This is a genomic window from Melioribacter sp. Ez-97 (assembly GCF_051488665.1).
Taxonomy (GTDB): Bacteria; Bacteroidota; Ignavibacteria; order Ignavibacteriales; family Melioribacteraceae; genus Melioribacter.
The window spans coordinates 373,904-391,547 of the sequence record NZ_JBPSEG010000002.1; the positions used below are offsets into that span (position 1 = coordinate 373,904).

Genomic DNA, 17,644 nt, shown 5'->3' on the forward strand with positions numbered 1-17,644 from the left:
ATATTCTCTGCAATTTTTTTTATAAAAATTCTCTCGGGTCTGTAATTACGCCGGTAACGGCGGAAGCCGCCACGGTTAAAGGCGACGCCAGATAGACTTCGGATTTTTTGCTGCCCATTCTGCCGGGGAAATTTCTGTTGGTAGTCGAAATAACGACTTCGCCGTCTGCAGCCCTTCCCACAGTGTCTGCCGGACCGCCCAGGCAGGCGGCGCACGACGATTGGGCTATTACACATCCTGCTTTTTCAAAAATTTCTTTCAATGTAATTCCATTAATGGTTTCCACTTCTAGCTGTTGTGCCACATAAGTGCTGCCGGGTACGACGAAAGTCGGCGTTTTGACTTCGTTACCGAAAATAATTTTAGCGGCGTTATAGAAATCCGTTAACTTACCGCCCGTGCATGAGCCGATATAACATTTTGTCAATTTTCTGCCCGCGACGTTTCGAACTGTATCTCTATTATCGGGACTATGCGGTTTTGCAACCAGCGGTTCAATTTCATTTACATTGTAATGATATATATCGCGGTATTTTGCGTCGGGATCGCTTTCGAAAATTTCGTACGGTTTGTTCGTTCTTTCTCTGACGTATTTTTCAGTTACTTCGTCGGCTTTAATGATTCCGTTCATGGCTCCGGCTTCGATTGCCATATTAGTCAAAGTCATTCTTTCGTCCATCTGCATTGAAAAGATAGCCTCGCCGTCGAATTCCAATGCTCTGTAAGTGCCGCCGTCGGTTGTTATGTCTCCGAGGATCATCAAAATAAGATCTTTAGCCGTCAGGTAGTCCGGCATACTGCCTTCGAAAATAAACTTGAGCGATTCGGGCACTTTTTCCCAAATTTTACCCGTACCCAGAATAAATGCGGCGTCGGTATTTCCAACTCCAGTCGAAAACATTCCGAAGGCGCCGGATGTGCACGTATGCGAATCCGTTCCGAATAATACCGTTCCGGGAAGATTATATCCTTCTTCGGCAAGCGCTATGTGGCATACTCCTTTATAACGGTCGGTGCCGACGTCGTAATAATTCGGCACGTTGTATTCGTTTGCAAATTCTCTCAGAATATTTACGTTACGGTTAGCCTGAGGATTTTTCGTAAAAATATAATGGTCGGGAAAGATGACCAGTTTTTCTTTATCCCAAATTTTTGCTTTATCGCCGAATTCTCTTTTCCAAATATCGATAGTCGGCGGTCCGCATACATCGTGAGTCATCAGTACATCCACATTGAGCCATATGCTTTCGCCGGGTTCAACTCTTTTTTTACCGGCGGATTTAGCCATAATTTTTTCGGTTATAGTCATGCCCATAATTTATTTCCTTATTAAATTACTTCTGAAATTGATTCGTTATTTTTAGGTGAAGTCTGATTCATATATTTTTCTTTTTGATTCAGCGCGCTCAAATAAGCTTTTGCGCTCGCTTCGATTATATCGGTCGAAACACCTCTTCCCATAAAGGATTTATTTCCGCTGCGTATTCTTATAATAACTTCGCCCATAGCTTCCCGTCCCGAAGTAACCGAGCGCACCTGGTAGGATTCCACTTCGGAATTTATAGAAAGAGCGCGTTCAATAGCATTGAAAACCGCGTCTACCGGACCGTCGCCTGTTGCCGATTCCGAATAAATTTCGCCATTATAATTAATTTTTACTACCGCATTCGGGATAAGATTGGAACCGGCATTAACCTGAATATACTCGAGTTCATATATGTCGTTATCTTTTTGTATTTCGTCTCCCATCAGCATTCGGAGATCGTCGTCAAAAACTTCTTTCTTTTTGTCAGCCAATTCGGTAAAGGCTTTGTAGATATTCTGGAGTTCTTCGTCGGTCACTTTATAGCCGAGTTCCTGAAGGCGTACTTTTAGACCGTGCCTTCCGGAATGTCTGCCCAGCACAATATTATTTTTCGGGATACCGACGCTTTCGGGTGTCATAATTTCGTAAGTTTCGCGGCTTTTGAGAACGCCGTCCTGATGAATTCCTGATTCGTGCGCAAAGGCGTTTTCTCCCACTATTGCTTTATTGCGCTGCACAAGCAGCCCGGTAAAAGCCGAAACCATTTTGCTCGTATTGTAAATTTCTTTCGTATTAATTTCGGTGTAAAAATTAAGCAGGTCTTTCCTTACGTTAAGAGCCATTACGAACTCTTCCAGCGAAGCGTTGCCGGCTCTTTCGCCTATTCCGTTTATAGTGCATTCAACCTGTCGCGCGCCGCTTTGAACTGCGGCGATTGAATTTGCTACTGCAAGTCCCAAATCATTATGGCAGTGAACGCTTATTATCGCTTTATTAATATTTTTTACTCTTTTTTTCAATTCGGCTATTTTTGCTGCAAATTCGAACGGCAGCGTATAGCCTGTTGTGTCAGGAATATTAACCGTAGTGGCTCCTGCTTCGATTGCCGCTTCGATTACTTCGGCGAGATAACCGATATCGGTTCTGCCTGCGTCTTCAGCGGAAAATTCAACGTCCTCGGTAAAAGTTTTGGCGTACGCCACCGCGTCGTACGACATTTTAATTATTGTCTTCCGTTTCTCTTCCAGTGTTTTTCCGTAACGTTCGTGTCCGAATTTTCCTAGAATATGATAGTCGGAAGTGCTCGAAAAAGTATGAATTCTTTTCCGCGGAGCTGAAGCCAGCGCATCTGCCGCAGCTTTAATGTCTTTTTCGTTTGCGCGGGACAAGGCAGCGATAATGCAATCGACCTCTTCGGCAATCCGTTTTACGGCTTCGAATTGCGCCGGCGACGAAATCGGAAATCCCGCTTCGATTACGTCAACATTTAGTTTAGCGAGCTGATGCGCAATTTCTACTTTCTCATGGACGTTCAACGACGCGCCAGGCGACTGTTCGCCGTCTCTTAATGTTGTATCGAATATCAGTATTTTATTGTCGTTCATGTTGTTTCTCCGCTAATATCTTTTTCATAATGTAAAAACATTGATAGCCTGAGTAGCCACAATCTTTTCAAATTCTTCTATAATCAAGTTGGTCATCTCTTCAGTAGTAACGAGTTTATTTCCTTCTTTAAAGATGTCTCTTGTTCTGTATCCTTTCGACAGAACGTTTTCGATCGAATTTTCGATAATCTCCGAAGCTTTGTCCATCTGGAAAGAATATTTTAGCATCATGGCAGCCGACGAAATTGCCGCTATCGGATTGGCGACTCCTTTTCCCGCAATGTCCGGAGCGCTGCCGTGAACGGGCTCGTATAACGCATATTTGGTCCCGAGGCTTGCCGACGGTAACATTCCCAAACTTCCGGTTATCATTGCGGCTATATCGCTCAAAATATCTCCGAACAGATTCGAAGTCAAAATAACGTCGAATTGCTTCGGGTCTCTTACAATTTGCATTGCGGCATTGTCGACATACATATGATTCAACTGAACGTCCTGATACTCCTTGTGGACGTCCATTACTACTTTTCTCCAGAATTGCGACACTTCCAGAACGTTGGCTTTGTCGACGGAAGTGACTTTTTTATTGCGTTGTCTTGCAAGTTCAAACGCTTTACGCGCGATTCTCTCGACTTCCCCTTTTGTATAAACCATCGTATTGAAGCCTTTCTCGTCGTCATAACCGCGAGGTTCGCCGAAATAGATACCGCCGGTAAGCTCCCTTAGTATCAGTACGTCGGTTCCTTTAAGAACTTCGGCTCTAAGCGATGAATTCTCGAGCATTGAGTTATAAATTCTCGCAGGCCTTAAATTTGCAAACAAGCCCAGGGCTTTCCTCAATTTGAGCAATGCCGCTTCGGGTTTAAGATGATGCTCGAGATTTTCCCATTCAGGGCCTCCTACGGCTCCAAGAAAAACAACATCGGAGCTGTAACATACATCGAGAGTTTCATCGGTCAGCGGAGTTTTGAATTTGTCGTAAGAAGACCCGCCGATTAACGCCATCTTAAATTCAAATTCCGTGTTAAATTTTTCTCCGGCGGCTTTAAGTACTTTAACGGCTGAGTTAACGACTTCGGGACCGATGCCGTCGCCCGGCAATAATGCTATCCGATACATATATTTCCCCTTTAATTTTTTTTGAGCCAGCTCATCATGCTGCGTAATTTGGCTCCTACTTTTTCAATTGGATGTTCCTGGTTTTCTTTTCTCAATTTATTTAAAGTCGGTTGACCTTTCTTATTTTCTTCAATCCACTCCTCGGCAAATTTGCCGGTTTGAATTTCGTTCAAAATTTCTTTCATAACTTTTTTCGTATCGCTGTTAATTACTCTTGAGCCTCTTGTCATGCCTCCGTATTCGGCTGTGTCGCTTACCGAATAGTTCATACGCGTGAGGCCTCCTTCGTAGTAAAGGTCTACAATCAATTTAAGTTCGTGCATACACTCGAAATAAGCCAGTTCGGCGGGATAACCAGCTTCGACCAAAGTTTCAAATCCTGCTTTGATCAGCTCTGCCGATCCGCCGCAGAGTACGGCTTGTTCTCCGAACAAATCGGTTTCGGTTTCATCTTTGAAAGTAGTTTCGATAACGCCGGCACGAGTGCCGCCGATTCCTTTTGCCCACGCCAGGGCTTTATCGCGCGCCTGTCCGGAAAAGTCCTGATGAATTGCAATCAAACAAGGAGTGCCGCTTCCTTCCTGAAAAGTACGGCGCACAAGGTGTCCCGGTCCTTTCGGAGCGATCATTATAACATCGACATTTTCCGGAGGAACTATCTGTTTGTAATGAATATTAAAACCGTGAGCAAAAGCAAGAGTTTTGCCTTCGGTCAGATGAGGTTTAATCTGGTTTTCATAGACTTCCTTTTGATTCTGGTCCGGAAGTAAAATCATAATAATGTCCGCCCAGTTAGCGGCTTCGTCGACCGTAAAGACTTTGAGACCGGCTTCTTCGGCTTCTTTCCATCTCGAAGAAGATTTTCTCAAACCGATTGCCACATCCATTCCGCTGTCTTTAAGATTGAGAGCATGAGCGTGTCCCTGACTGCCGTATCCCATAACGGCAATTTTTTTCCCTTTTAACAAATCCAGATTTGCGTCCTGGTCGTAATAGACTTTCATTTTTTGTCTCCGTTAATTTTTTTATTGTCGTCTTCTTTTTCTTTGGGAAGTTTTCTAAATTGTTCGCCGCGCCTTAAAACTACGGTTCCCGAACGCGCAATCTCTTTAATTCCAAACGGCTCGAGAACATTAATTGCAGCGTCGATCTTTTCAGGCGGGCCGGTAATTTCAAGCATAATCGTTTTGTTATTAATATCGACTACATTACCCCTGAATATTTCACAGATATCGATAATTTCAGAACGCGTTCCTTTCTGATAGAATACCGTAATCAACATTAATTCGCGCTGCACTTTCGGTTGATGCGTCATATCGATAATTTTTATTGTGTCTATCAGTCTGTTCAGTTGCTTAACAATCTGCTCTATAACTTTGTCTTCGCCTTCAGTAACTATAGTCATTCTCGATACAGTCGGATCTTCGGTTTCGCCGATAGAAATCGAATGGATATTATAACCTTTGGCGCTGAACATTGTTACTACCCGGTTGAACGCGCCGAATTTGTTTTCTACGAGTGCTGATATTATATGCATCATTTTAGATCATCTCCTTTGGATCTAATCTGCGAATAATCATGTCGCTTATCGAAGCGCCCGCAGGAACAATCGGGAATACCATGTCTTCTTTAGCGACTTTAAATTCGACCATAACCGGACCGTCATTGTAATCGAGCATTTCCCTGAGAAGGTGTTCCACATTATGAGGACTGTCTGTCGAATATGCTTTTACTCCGAAAGCTTCAGCTACTTTTACAAAATCGGGATTGCTGTCGGAGAGGTCGGTAAAGCTGAATTTTTCGGCATGGAAAAGCTCCTGCCATTGCCGTACCATTCCGAGGAAGCTGTTATTGAGGACAATTATCTTAATCGGCAGTCTGTAATAAACGGCTGTCGCCAATTCCTGAATATTCATCTGGAATCCGCCGTCGCCGTTAATTGAAATAATGGGACGGTCTTTGATTCCAAAAGCAACGCCGATTGCAGCCGGCAGCGCAAACCCCATAGTTCCCAAACCGCCGCTGGTAATATGAGAACGCGGATGATTGAATTTATAATATTGCGCAGTCCACATTTGATTTTGACCTACGTCTGTAACTACGACGGCTTCTCCTTTGGTAAGTTCGGATAATTTTTCAATTACAAATTGAGCTCTCAGTCTGCCGTCGGACATATCGTATTCGAGCGGACAATCGTTTTTCCATTTATTAATTTGTTCCCACCATTCTTCAAGGTCGGGTTTACGGGTAATTTCGGAAGCAAGTTCCGCCATTACATGTTTAACGTCTCCCACAATCGGCAAATCGACTACGATATTTTTGTCGATGCAAGTCGGATCGATATCAACGTGAATTTTGTATGCGTTACGGGCAAACGTATCCACTTTTCCCGTTACACGATCGTCAAAGCGAGCTCCGAGTGAAATGAGCAGGTCGCAATTGTTAACAGCCTGATTTGCCCAGTAAGTGCCGTGCATTCCGAGCATACCGAGCGATTGAGGGTCTGTGCCGGGAAATGCGCCCAATCCCTGGAGCGTCATCGTAACCGGCAGATTATTCTCTTTGGCAAGGAGATACAATTCCCTGTGACCGCCCGACATAATAACTCCGCCTCCAACATAGAGCAGAGGTCTTTTTGCTTTTTGAAGCATCATGGCGGCTTTCTTAATCTGATTCTGATGTCCGTATACTTTCGGCTTGTAGCCTTTAAGATCTATTTTATCGGGGTAATTAAATTCAGTTATGTTGTTGATAACGTTTTTGGGTAAATCGACCACAACCGGTCCGGGTCTGCCGGTCGAAGCGATATAAAACGCCTGCCGTATAGTAGGCGCCAATTCAGAAATATCTCTTACAAGAAAATTATGTTTTGTTATCGGTCTGGTTATTCCGCAAATGTCGGCTTCCTGAAAAGCGTCGTTGCCGATCAAATGCGTTGGCACCTGTCCGGTAAAAACGACTATCGGCACCGAATCCATATAAGCGTCCGTAATACCGGTAACCGTATTGGTTGCGCCTGGTCCCGAAGTTACGAGAACGACTCCGACTTTGCCCGTTGCTTTTGCATAACCTTCAGCCATATGAGTTGCGCCCTGCTCGTGACGCACAAGAATATGTTTCAAAAAGTCGATATCATAGAGTCTTTCGTAGATAGGCAAAACCGCGCCGCCGGGATATCCGAAGATATATTCAACGCCTTCCCTTTTAAGGCATTCGAAGAAGATATCAGCCCCGGACATTTTATTTTTTTTGTTATTCATAATTACCCCTTTCATTGATTTTCTTTTATACTTAAAATGGCGCCGGTATTGGCGGAAGTAACCATTTTGGAATAGCGCGCCAAATAACCTTTTTTAATTTTCGGTTCGAACGGAGGAAGCTCAGCCAGTCTTCTTTCGATTTCCTCCTGACTTAATTCCACTTCCAATTTATAATTAGGTATATCAATTGAAATAATATCGCCGTTTCTCAACGCCGCAATAGGACCTCTTACGGCGGCTTCCGGCGATACATGTCCGATACAAGCTCCTCTGGTGCCTCCCGAGAACCTTCCGTCGGTTATCAAAGCTACTTTATCTCCCAAACCCATTCCCATAATTTCGCTTGTAGGCGCAAGCATTTCGGGCATTCCCGGTCCGCCTTTGGGACCTTCGTATCTGATAACAACAACGTCGCCCGCTTTAAGTTTTCCGTTTCTTATTCCTTCCAGAGCTTCGTCCTGCGAGTCGAATATAACCGCCGGTCCGCGATGAACCAGCATTTTAGGGTCGACTGCGCCGGTTTTTACAACCGAACCGTTAGGAGCCAGATTGCCGAACAGCACAGCCAGTCCGCCTGTTTTGCTGAACGGATTGTCGACTGTTCTGATAACATTGCCGTCTTTAATTTCGGCTTCTGCGATATTCTCGCCGAGAGTTTTTCCAGTAACCGTTGGAGAATCGAGGTAAAGCAGTCCGTCTATTTTCGAAATTTCTTTCAATATTGCAGATATTCCGCCGGCCCTATCCACATCTTCCATATGCACGCTTTTTGTCGCAGGCGATACTTTGCAAATATAAGGCACTCTTTGAGCCAGTTTATTCAATTCATCGAGTTCAAAATCGATTTCCGCTTCGTTGGCGATAGCCAGGGTGTGCAATACGGTATTTGTGCTTCCTCCCATTGCCATATCCAATGCAAAAGCATTAAGAATCGATTTCTTGTTTATAATGTCTCTCGGTTTCAAATCTTTATTTATCAGATCGATGATTTTAGAGGCGGCCTGTTTTGCAAGTTCATGTCTTTTGGGATCGACGGCAAGGATCGAACCGTTGCCGGGCAAAGCGATTCCGAGCGCTTCCATAAGGCAGTTCATGGAGTTGGCGGTAAACATACCGCTGCAAGAGCCGCATGTGGGGCATGCAAAATTTTCCAGTTCTTTCAATTTGTCGTCGTTAATTTCGCCCGTTGAATATTTGCCGACGCCTTCAAAAACCGAAATCAAATCGACCACGTCGCCCGAAGGAGTGTAACCGGCTTTCATCGGACCGCCGGATATAAAAATTGTCGGGATATTGAGTCTAACTGCAGCCATCAGCATACCGGGCACAATTTTGTCGCAATTCGGAATGCAGATCAATCCGTCGAGACGATGAGCTTCGGCAACAGTCTCAACGCTGTCGGCAATTAATTCCCTGCTTGCGAGCGAATAACGCATTCCTATATGCCCCATTGCAATGCCGTCGTCAACGCCGATCGTATTGAATTCAAAGGGAACTCCGCCCGCTTTGCGCACCTCCTCTTTTACTATTCTCCCGAATTCCTGAAGGTGTACGTGTCCGGGAATTAAATCGATATAAGAATTGCACACGCCGATGAACGGCTTATTAAAATCCTCGTCTGATTTGATAACGCCGGTGGCTTTCAATAAACTTCTGTGCGGCGCTTTGTCGAAACCTTTTTTGATTAAATCGGATCTCATCTCAATCCTCTAACTTTTAATAAAATATAACTTTAGATATACCTTTAGGGGTTTAGTCAATCCCTAAATTATCTTAAAAATTATATTATGTTATTGTTAGGGATTGACTAATATTATTACCCTAGTATAATCACTAGGCTAATAATATTGATAATAATTAGATTAATAATCCCTAGAAGGTTAGTATCTAAAGATGAGTTAAAAGAAACACTAAGGCTGTTGATAGCGTGTGCTTTTGGCCCGCCGGATATTTGATTGGTTGTAATATGTTTATTATGTTCAGCCATAACTCGAATGCAATTATACGCGTTAATTAATTCGATGTCAAGTTTTTTTTGAAAAAATATTGTATAATTATTCATCACCGTGCATATCATCATACCGTACGTCTATTTTTTGGAATAATGATTCAAGAAAGTTATTTTTGCATTCAATCATTTAACGAGAAAAAAAATGAAACAAAAAATCGCTCTAATCGGTTTCGGCACGGTAGCGCAGGGACTGTGCGAAATACTAATAAACAAGAAAAACGAACTTGCAAAGAAGTACAACTACCGATACGAAATAGTTGCGGTAAGTGATCTCCGATTCGGCGTTGTCTATAATCCGGAAGGACTCAACCTGAAAAGGTTGTTGAAGGAAGTAAAAGAAAAAGGAAAATTTATTAAAGACAGGATTGATTGGAATCCCGTTGAGATGATTGAGAAGTCGAATTCCGACGTCGTTTGCGAACTTGCGTATACTAATTTGAAAGACGGACAACCTGCAATTAAACATTGCGAAACGGCATTCAAAAACAAGAAACACGTAGTTACAAGCAATAAAGGACCTGCCGCGCTTGCTTATCGAAGACTAAAACGGCTTGCCGATAAAAACGGCGTGCGTTTTATGATCGAAGGCACTGTATTAAGCGGCACCCCGGTAATTAACCTGGCGAATGGTCCGCTGGCGGGCAATACAATTAAAGCTTTCAAAGGAATCTTAAACGGAACTACGAATTACATCCTTACACGGATGGAAGACGGCATGAGTTACGAAGACGCTCTTAAAGAAGCGCAAGAACTTGGTTACGCCGAAGCCGATCCGACTAACGACGTTCAGGGCTACGACGCCAGGGCAAAGGTAACCATACTTGCCAACGTACTGATGAACGTTAAACTCGATATCAACCAAGTAAAATGCAAGGGCATTACAAAAATAACCCGGGAAGACATTTTAGAAGCGAAGAAGAAAAACGCCCGATGGAAACTAATCGGCTCGATTGAAATAAAGAAAGATAAAATCAAAGCGTATGTCAAACCCGAACTCGTGCCAATGACTCACCCTCTGGCAGGAGTTATGGGTTCCGTTAACGCGCTTACAATAACCACAGATTTAATGGGGGACGTTACAATCGTGGGAAAAGGCGCAGGCAAAATTGAAACCGGATTTTCGATTTTAACGGATCTTCTCGCTATAGCTAAGAATTCTTAGCAAATATTAAAATTATTATCTATAACTATGTCCGAACGGCGTGAGAGATAACGACGCAAGTTTCAAATGCTGCTTGGCGAACGGAATGCCGATTATAGTTATAGCGCATAGGATGGCAAAAATAAAATGCGTTATAGAAATTACAATACCGCCCGTAACAATCCAGAGTAAATTCATAAAAGTCGAGACGCACCCGCTTCCCCTCTCGGTTTGAACAACTTCTTTACCGAACGGGAGTAATGCAAGGAAAGATAGTTTTATTGCCTGTATTCCGAACGGGATTCCGATAATTGTAATGCACAACAATAATCCGGCGATTAAATACTCAATAAAGAGGACTACTCCGCCGCCTATTACAATCCACAAAAGATTTCCGATTAATCTCATGAAAAATATGTTTCCGTCTTTTTGGATTGTTAGACGCAGCGTGAGGAATTTTGTTTTGAAGTGTAATTAAAATATTTGGTGGAGGTGCGGGGAGTCGAACCCCGGTCCGAAGCTACATTTCAGTGAACGTCTACACACATAGTCTGTCTTGGTTTTGTCTCGTTCCGGTCGGATTGACAGACAAATCCTCCCGAAACCAGTCCGTTAGAATTTCGCCTTACCTGCACGGACACTCGGCTCGGCTATCGCACCTGAGCGACGTTCTGTCAAATCCCGGTGCGAGAGGATTTGAAGAACGGCTGCCTTATTTTAATTAGGCAGCTAAAGCGTAATTATATTCGCCATTTACTTTTTTTACCGTCGTTTTACGTGTCTACGGCAACACGGTGTGCAGTTCAAAGAACTTATAGCTCCGTCGAAGCCAATATCACCCCCATAAATTATTTTTTCCAGATAATTTCCGGGGCGCCGTCAATTTGATTAGAATATCGAGCCAGAACAAACAATAAATCGGAAAGACGATTCAAATATACTAAAACCGCGCTATCCATTTCAACACCCTTCATCAGAGCGGCTGTTTCGCGCTCCGCTCTTCTGCATACCGTCCTGGCATAGTGCAACAGAGCTCCCGCTTTACCGCCACCGGGTAAAATGAAATTTTTCAGCGCCGGCAAGCGCTCTTCAAATTTGTCAATCAATCTTTCCAGACGCTCCGCATTCGCAATATTAATCCGGTCAATTTTAACATTTGAATTTGCGGGGGCAGCCAGGTCGGCTCCCAATTCAAATAACTCGTCCTGTATACCGCGTAAAACTTCGATAAGTTCCGTGTTTTCAATTTCGGTAATAGCCAATCCCAAAAGAGAATTCAATTCGTCGACCGTTCCGTAAGCATTCAAGCGCGGATCGTCTTTAAATACCCTTTCGCCTCCCAATAAAGAAGTCGTGCCTTTATCGCCGGTTTTAGTATAAATCTTCATAGGTCAATCAAAATTCCGAATCGCAATTTCAAATTCTTTCCCTTCATAAGAGATATAAAGAGGATTACCGTCCAAATATTTTTTCTTAACAACCGCGAGTCCGTATAATTCGCCGTCCACGTTTATGCCGCTGGTAATAATTCCAGCAAATTCATCTGAACTGTAGATATCGTATGATTCCACGGGTAAGTCAGCTTCGATCTTAACTCCGATCATCTTTTTCTGGACTTTATCGTACGTGTCAAGTCGAGCTATAACTTCCTGTCCGATGTAGCACCCTTTCGTAAAACTAACTTCATCAATCAATCCCACTTCGTGCGGATTAAATTCCATAGTTATTTCGTTTCTGCCAGGTATACCGTGCAGAATGCAAAAATATCTGAATGATTCTTCGTTTACAAAACCGAAATCGAAAACGCTTTTGTTTGCATTGAGATATTCCGCAAATTGTTTGTACTGATTCGATTTTACAATTATTTTGTAAAAAGATTGCCCCTTTTCAACGCTACGGAATAATAGAGTATCGAAACCCGACGTTTGAGTAACAATCAAATTGTCATCATCGAGAGAAGAAAATTCCTGTCCGAAAATCAAAGATAAATACGAAGCGCTTTGCTGCCCGGCAATTGTAATTACTTTGTAGTCGTCTGTAACGTCTTCCGTTTTTATGTCTTCGGTAATAATGTATTTATTAATCCAGCTCAGTAATTTTTTGTCCGGGTCGTTTTGTCCGATCAGCCAGAAATAATCCGTAATGTAAAGAAAATTTGTGCGGTCGATGAATCTTCCTTTATCATTCAAGAAAAGGGTTCTTATCTTCCTGCCGGGTATTAAACCTTTTACGTCGTTTGTGGAAACTCTTTGAATGAAATCGAGCGTGTCTTTTCCGCTCAGTTTAATTATATTTTCATCGAGGGATACAGCTCCCGCTCCGTAGCGGAGCAGATTATATTCTTCCTTAATATTCTTAGACATATTTGTTTTTTCCGTCTCAATATACATAAGCAGCCGTTTTTTGTTATAGATTCAGTCAATATTTGCGGAACCAACGCGGATTTACCTTGGTAACGTAAAGTTGTTTTTTTTCGTTCCAATAGAAAGGTATGGAATCCCGCACTCGAATTCTAAGCGAGTCTTCTATAAATCTGTATTCGTAATAATCGGGATATTTATCATTATTGATATTTGCAAGCGTTCTTTTATGAACGATGCCGACGTATGTTTCGAGCAAATGCGGCGGTTTACGCCAGCCGTCGATCAGGAAGAAATTATATTTCCTGTGTCCCGAAATTATTCCGTCTTCGTAGAAGAGTTCGACATATTTAATATTCTTGGGTTTCCATGTTTTGATAGACATTTTGCTGAAGCCGCCGTGAATAGGAACTTCGGCTTCCCAAATTTTCTCGAAGTTATTGTCGGCGCATTCAAATAACGTCAAATAAAAGAAAGCGGTGCCGAGTTTTGTGCTGTCGAGGTTGATAAAACTCGATTCGTAACCCTGAACGTTTTTTCTTTCAACAAATCTTTCGGATTCTTTGGAGCGTACAATAAGAGTCAAAATAAAATTCCCGCCGTCATTAAAATAGATTATAGCCGGTTTAGGGAGTCCGTAAATGGTAGACGGTTCGTTTTGCAGTATATACGTTCCGGGAGGATAATTATCCATAATATACTCGCGGAGGGCTATCGTATCGCAGGGGAATCTGTTTTTGGTTCTTTCTTTTTCCACTTCGAGATTATATTCCCTGATCTCTTTTTCCTTGCTCGAAGAGGTTGCGGCATCTCCCCCTTCTCTTTGTTCGGAAGTACATGCCGCAATAAATACCAATAATACAATCAATGATTTTACTAACTTCATTATCCTTTCATTTCCGAAAATTCTTTTAAGAAGTATGCGGAAGCAATCATACCCTTTTTAAGATTGTCGAGCGCGAAATGCTCGTTCGGAGAATGGATATTGTCGGTATCGAGTCCCAGTCCCATTAAAATTGCCGGGGCTTTCAATTGATTCATAAATTCGACGACAATCGGAATCGAGCCTCCTTCGCGCGTAAAGACCGCTTTTTTGCCGAATGCTTTCGAAACAGCTTTGGCGGCAGTTTGAACGGCTTTGTCTTCCAGCGGCACTACAACAGGGTAACCGTAATGAATCATTTTTACGTTTACCTTTACTCCCTCGGGAGCCAGACTTTTGACATATTTAGTAAAATCGGCGGCAATCTTTTTAGGGTTCTGATTGGGCACCAGCCGCATGCTTATTTTGGCAGAGGCTTTCGAAGGAATAATTGTTTTTGCCCCTTCGCCTGTAAAACCGCCGACAATACCGTTGCAGTCGAGCGTCGGTCTTACCCACAAACGTTCGAGCGTAGTATATCCTTTTTCGCCGTAGAGGGCTTTAACGCCCAATTCTTTGGCAAACTTTGCGTCGGAAAATTTCAGGCGTTTGAAATTTTCTTTTTCAGCTTTGCTTAATCTCAAAACGTCTTTGTAAAAATTAGGCACCGTAACCCTGCCGTTTTTATCGTGCAGTTTTGCAATCATCTTGGCGAGTTCGTTAACGGGATTGGCAACAGCCCCGCCGAAACTGCCCGAATGTAGGTCGGCTTTCGGACCTGTTAATTCAACTTCCATATAAAGGAGCCCGCGCAGACCGTATGTTATAGTAGGCACGCCGGGAGCGTACATGCTCGTGTCGGAAATCAATATAGTGTCGCATTTCAGAAGCTCTTTATGCTTGGAAATAAATTTGGAAAGGCTGCCGCTGCCGATCTCCTCCTCGCCTTCGATCAAAAACTTAACGTTAACCGGCGGCGCGCCGTAATTCTTAAAGAAAGCTTCGACGCTTTTGATATGAGCAAACTGTTGTCCTTTATTGTCGTTTGCTCCCCTCCCCCATAATTTTCCTTTCTCAATCTTCGGTTCGAACGGCGGAAAAGACCACTTCTCAATCGGATCGACCGGCTGCACATCGTAATGACCGTAAATTAGCACGGTGGGTTTGTCCGGAGCCCCGATCCATTGACCGTATACTATCGGGTGCTTTTCCGTACTGAATACCTCAACGTTTGTCAAACCGATATTTCTCAGTTTGTTTGCAAGAAACTCAGCGCATTTCACCATATCTTTACTGTGTTCGGGCGATGTGCTGATACTCGGAATACGCAGGTATTCTTTTAATTCGTCCAAAGAATTGTCAAAATTAGAATACAGGTATTTGATTACGTTGTCCACGACTCCTCCGGTATTTTTCTGCGAGGGGCTTAGAGCCCGTTATCTTATAAACTCAAATTTAACTTACATTAATGCGGGATTCAAGTAAATTAACAGATAAAAAATTTTTATTCTGCTTTTATTTATTGGTAAATTTGAATATCAATAAATTTCCGATAAATGATATTAACAAAATACATATTAAAAAACCATGTCGCTCCGTTTCTGTTTTCGATATTTACTCTGATAGGAATTTTCTTATTGCAGTTTTTGATGAAATTTGCCGACCGGCTGGTAGGCAAAGGATTGGGAATCTGGATAATAACAAAACTGATAATTTATAATCTTGCCTGGATGATTGTGCTTGTAGTTCCGATGTCGGTTCTGGTTGCAACATTGATGGCTTTCGGAGGAATGGCTCAGAATAACGAAATTGCGGCTCTCAAAGCCACTGGCATGAGTCTCTACAAAATGATACTTCCGCCGCTGGGCGCCTCGTTATTATTGGCTTTGTTCCTTATCTATTTCAATAATAATATTTATCCGGACGCGAATCATGCAGCGAGACTATTGATGGAAGATATTTCACGCCAGAAGCCGACTCTATCGCTTTCCCCCGGAGTATTTTCGCAGGACGTGCCGAACTATTCTATCCTTGCACGTGAAATCGACCAGGAAAACAACACGTTGAAAAACATAACAATCTACGATTATTCGAATCCTCCTTCGATTAATGTTGTAACCGCCAAATCGGGAGTTATTTATCTTTCACCGAATCAGAAAAAATTAATAATGGATTTGAATGAAGGGGAAATACACGAATTCAACAATTCCAATTGGAATCAATACAGACGGCTCCGTTTCAGCAGGCACAAAATAGCAATGCCGGCGGAGCAATTCACATTCGAACAATCCACGCCGGGCGGACCTCGCGGCGACCGCGAGCTCGGCGCTCCGCAAATGCTTGCGATCGTAGACAGTCTTCAGAAGATCAGAGAAAGATATTTATCCGAAATGGAGACCGCAATCTCCAAGATTACATATAACGAATCGCCGATTGTTACTGAAAAAGGCGCCGATAAAATTTATGACAGAGTAAAACAGAGATTGAACAACCACAAAAATATTTTGAGAAACATTCTTAACCGACTCGAATACAATAAAAAAGAAATTAACCGTTATTGGGTCGAGATACATAAAAAGTATGCGCTGCCGTTTGCATGTATCGTTTTTATTTTAATCGGGGCTCCGCTCGGTACAATGACGCGTAAGGGCGGTTTTGGAATGGCGGCGGGCATAAGCCTTGTATTCTTTTTGATTTACTGGACGTTTTTAATCGGAGGCGAAAAGCTTTCCGATCGCGGTTTGTTGTCCCCTTTCTGGGGAATTTGGAGCGCAAATATTTTGCTCGGAATTTTAGGTATTATACTCACTATCAAAAGCGCAAGAGAAAGAATCGAATTGAAGTTCGACTTCATAAATAAAGTATTGCCCAAATCCTGGAAATATAACCCGGATGAAAATGAAAATTCTTGATCGTTATCTGATTAAACAATTTTTGCAGTCCGTATTGTTCGGACTGATTACTTTTACGGTGATTTTCGTAATCATCGACATGATGGAAAAACTCGGGGATTTTATCGACCAGAATGTCGACGCGAGTATGATAGCGGAATACTACATAGTTTTCATGCCGGAAATAATACGACTAATGACGCCCGTTGCCGTTTTATTGGCGAGCTTATTTACAGCCGGTAAAATGTCGAACTTGAACGAACTTACGGCAATAAAAGCAGCCGGCATAAGTCTATACCGCTTTATGGCTCCTTTTATTATTACTTCATTTTTTATTTCGATTCTGCTGGTTTATTTCGGCGGCTACATCGTACCGATGGCTAACAAACATAAAGTTTACATTGAGCAAACCTATCTGAAAAAAGGAATAGTTTATTTCGGAAGCAATATATATTTCCAGGATACGAAGAACAGAATAGTAACTATTAATCTTTACGACGTAGCCAACGATCAGGCAAACCAAGTCAGTATTCAGGAGTTCGATCCCGCCGACAATACAAAAATCATAAAAAGGTACGACGCCTTCAGGATGAAATACGACACGCTGAAAAATCAATGGACGATGTATAACGGCATCGAAAGGGAATTCGGCGACACCTCGGAAACCGTTAGACGGTTTGCGGTCAAAGAATTCCCGGGTTTGAGCTTCAAACCTGAAGACGTAATAAAAAAGCAACGCAAGCCCGAAGAAATGTCGCTTGAAGAGCTGAAAAATTTTGCCGAAGAACAAAGGCGCACCGGAAATAATCCGATAGCCATCGAAATAGAATATCAGTCGAGAATATCATTTGCTTTTTCGTGCATTGTCGTGGTTCTTTTCGGTTTGCCGATATCCGCAAACAAAAGAAGAGGCGGATTGGCTCTCCAATTCGGAATTAATCTGTTGATCACGTTTATTTATCTTGTTTTCATGAAAGTTAGTCAGGCTTTCGGAAAGAACGGTTTGTTAGACCCGTTTTTGACCGCATGGTTTGCAAATTTCGTATTCCTAACAGCGGCAATATTCAATTTAAAATACGCTTCGAAATAA

General features: G+C 42.7%; 15 protein-coding genes and 1 other RNA gene. 3 read left to right on the plus strand and 13 right to left on the minus strand.

From position 1 onward, the window contains the following. Positions 1 to 19 precede the first annotated feature (19 nt). The 7 genes from ACSSWA_RS04090 to ilvD are packed head-to-tail and all read right to left on the minus strand — an operon-like array spanning position 20 to position 8,989. A complete protein-coding gene (locus ACSSWA_RS04090; RefSeq protein ID WP_437355293.1) occupies positions 20 to 1,315 on the minus strand; it encodes a 3-isopropylmalate dehydratase large subunit in 1,296 nt (431 codons plus the stop codon). A gap of 14 nt (positions 1,316 to 1,329) precedes the next feature. After that, on the minus strand, positions 1,330 to 2,910 hold the full coding sequence (locus ACSSWA_RS04095; RefSeq protein ID WP_437355294.1) for a 2-isopropylmalate synthase: 1,581 nt from the start codon (positions 2,908 to 2,910) through the stop codon (positions 1,330 to 1,332). Between the two features lie 24 nt (positions 2,911 to 2,934). After that, positions 2,935 to 4,029, minus strand: coding sequence for a 3-isopropylmalate dehydrogenase (leuB, locus tag ACSSWA_RS04100; RefSeq protein WP_422881416.1), 1,095 nt, complete (start codon positions 4,027 to 4,029; stop codon positions 2,935 to 2,937). An 11-nt stretch (positions 4,030 to 4,040) separates the two neighbouring features. Then, complete coding sequence (gene ilvC / locus ACSSWA_RS04105; protein WP_437355295.1) at positions 4,041 to 5,033, minus strand: ketol-acid reductoisomerase; 993 nt, start codon at positions 5,031 to 5,033, stop codon at positions 4,041 to 4,043. Beyond that, positions 5,030 to 5,569 (minus strand): acetolactate synthase small subunit, encoded by a 540-nt coding sequence (ilvN, locus tag ACSSWA_RS04110; RefSeq protein ID WP_437355296.1) that lies wholly within the window; start codon positions 5,567 to 5,569, stop codon positions 5,030 to 5,032. The genes ilvC and ilvN overlap by 4 nt, the downstream gene beginning before the upstream one ends. A 1-nt stretch (position 5,570) precedes the next feature. After that, positions 5,571 to 7,289, minus strand: coding sequence for a biosynthetic-type acetolactate synthase large subunit (gene ilvB, locus ACSSWA_RS04115; protein WP_437355297.1), 1,719 nt, complete (start codon positions 7,287 to 7,289; stop codon positions 5,571 to 5,573). A gap of 11 nt (positions 7,290 to 7,300) precedes the next feature. Beyond that, positions 7,301 to 8,989: a dihydroxy-acid dehydratase gene (gene ilvD, locus ACSSWA_RS04120; RefSeq protein ID WP_437355298.1), complete on the minus strand. Its 1,689-nt coding sequence runs from the start codon at positions 8,987 to 8,989 to the stop codon at positions 7,301 to 7,303. Between the two features lie 453 nt (positions 8,990 to 9,442). On the opposite strand from ilvD, the gene ACSSWA_RS04125 reads away from it, so the two are divergent. Then, entirely contained in the window at positions 9,443 to 10,462 is a 1,020-nt protein-coding gene (locus ACSSWA_RS04125; RefSeq protein WP_437355299.1) for a homoserine dehydrogenase, read from the plus strand. A 15-nt stretch (positions 10,463 to 10,477) separates the two neighbouring features. Here ACSSWA_RS04125 and ACSSWA_RS04130 read toward each other — a convergent pair whose 3' ends face one another. The 6 genes from ACSSWA_RS04130 to ACSSWA_RS04155 form a co-directional block, all read right to left on the minus strand. Beyond that, entirely contained in the window at positions 10,478 to 10,849 is a 372-nt protein-coding gene (locus ACSSWA_RS04130) for a YccF domain-containing protein (RefSeq protein ID WP_437355300.1), read from the minus strand. Positions 10,850 to 10,925: 76 nt separating this feature from the next. Next, positions 10,926 to 11,284: a transfer-messenger RNA gene (gene ssrA, locus ACSSWA_RS04135) on the minus strand. Between the two features lie 5 nt (positions 11,285 to 11,289). After that, positions 11,290 to 11,829 (minus strand): cob(I)yrinic acid a,c-diamide adenosyltransferase, encoded by a 540-nt coding sequence (locus tag ACSSWA_RS04140; protein ID WP_437355301.1) that lies wholly within the window; start codon positions 11,827 to 11,829, stop codon positions 11,290 to 11,292. 3 nt (positions 11,830 to 11,832) lie between these two features. Continuing rightward, positions 11,833 to 12,804: a CAF17-like 4Fe-4S cluster assembly/insertion protein YgfZ gene (gene ygfZ, locus ACSSWA_RS04145; RefSeq protein ID WP_437355302.1), complete on the minus strand. Its 972-nt coding sequence runs from the start codon at positions 12,802 to 12,804 to the stop codon at positions 11,833 to 11,835. Positions 12,805 to 12,859: 55 nt separating this feature from the next. After that, positions 12,860 to 13,687, minus strand: a complete 828-nt coding sequence (locus ACSSWA_RS04150) for a hypothetical protein (protein WP_437355303.1) — start codon at positions 13,685 to 13,687, stop codon at positions 12,860 to 12,862. Continuing rightward, positions 13,687 to 15,060, minus strand: coding sequence for a dipeptidase (locus tag ACSSWA_RS04155; RefSeq protein ID WP_437355304.1), 1,374 nt, complete (start codon positions 15,058 to 15,060; stop codon positions 13,687 to 13,689). The genes ACSSWA_RS04150 and ACSSWA_RS04155 overlap by 1 nt, the downstream gene beginning before the upstream one ends. Before the next feature lie 159 nt (positions 15,061 to 15,219). Here ACSSWA_RS04155 and ACSSWA_RS04160 point away from each other — a divergent pair, with 159 nt between their 5' ends. Together ACSSWA_RS04160 and lptG are read left to right on the plus strand one after the other, a co-directional pair. Next, entirely contained in the window at positions 15,220 to 16,575 is a 1,356-nt protein-coding gene (locus tag ACSSWA_RS04160) for an LptF/LptG family permease (RefSeq protein WP_437355305.1), read from the plus strand. Beyond that, complete coding sequence (gene lptG / locus ACSSWA_RS04165) at positions 16,562 to 17,644, plus strand: LPS export ABC transporter permease LptG (protein WP_437355306.1); 1,083 nt, start codon at positions 16,562 to 16,564, stop codon at positions 17,642 to 17,644. Before ACSSWA_RS04160 ends, lptG begins: the two co-directional genes overlap by 14 nt.

What these genes read in the sequence shown, in the direction of transcription:
- ACSSWA_RS04090 (WP_437355293.1), bottom strand. Translation starts at nt 1,315, where the DNA reads ATGGGCATGACTATAACCGAAAAAATTATGGCTAAATCCGCCGGTAAA.
- ACSSWA_RS04095 (WP_437355294.1), bottom strand. Translation starts at nt 2,910, where the DNA reads ATGAACGACAATAAAATACTGATATTCGATACAACATTAAGAGACGGC.
- leuB (WP_422881416.1), bottom strand. Translation starts at nt 4,029, where the DNA reads ATGTATCGGATAGCATTATTGCCGGGCGACGGCATCGGTCCCGAAGTC.
- ilvC (WP_437355295.1), bottom strand. Translation starts at nt 5,033, where the DNA reads ATGAAAGTCTATTACGACCAGGACGCAAATCTGGATTTGTTAAAAGGG.
- ilvN (WP_437355296.1), bottom strand. Translation starts at nt 5,569, where the DNA reads ATGATGCATATAATATCAGCACTCGTAGAAAACAAATTCGGCGCGTTC.
- ilvB (WP_437355297.1), bottom strand. Translation starts at nt 7,289, where the DNA reads ATGAATAACAAAAAAAATAAAATGTCCGGGGCTGATATCTTCTTCGAA.
- ilvD (WP_437355298.1), bottom strand. Translation starts at nt 8,989, where the DNA reads ATGAGATCCGATTTAATCAAAAAAGGTTTCGACAAAGCGCCGCACAGA.
- ACSSWA_RS04125 (WP_437355299.1), top strand. Translation starts at nt 9,443, where the DNA reads ATGAAACAAAAAATCGCTCTAATCGGTTTCGGCACGGTAGCGCAGGGA.
- ACSSWA_RS04130 (WP_437355300.1), bottom strand. Translation starts at nt 10,849, where the DNA reads ATGAGATTAATCGGAAATCTTTTGTGGATTGTAATAGGCGGCGGAGTA.
- ACSSWA_RS04140 (WP_437355301.1), bottom strand. Translation starts at nt 11,829, where the DNA reads ATGAAGATTTATACTAAAACCGGCGATAAAGGCACGACTTCTTTATTG.
- ygfZ (WP_437355302.1), bottom strand. Translation starts at nt 12,804, where the DNA reads ATGTCTAAGAATATTAAGGAAGAATATAATCTGCTCCGCTACGGAGCG.
- ACSSWA_RS04150 (WP_437355303.1), bottom strand. Translation starts at nt 13,687, where the DNA reads ATGAAGTTAGTAAAATCATTGATTGTATTATTGGTATTTATTGCGGCA.
- ACSSWA_RS04160 (WP_437355305.1), top strand. Translation starts at nt 15,220, where the DNA reads ATGATATTAACAAAATACATATTAAAAAACCATGTCGCTCCGTTTCTG.
- lptG (WP_437355306.1), top strand. Translation starts at nt 16,562, where the DNA reads ATGAAAATTCTTGATCGTTATCTGATTAAACAATTTTTGCAGTCCGTA.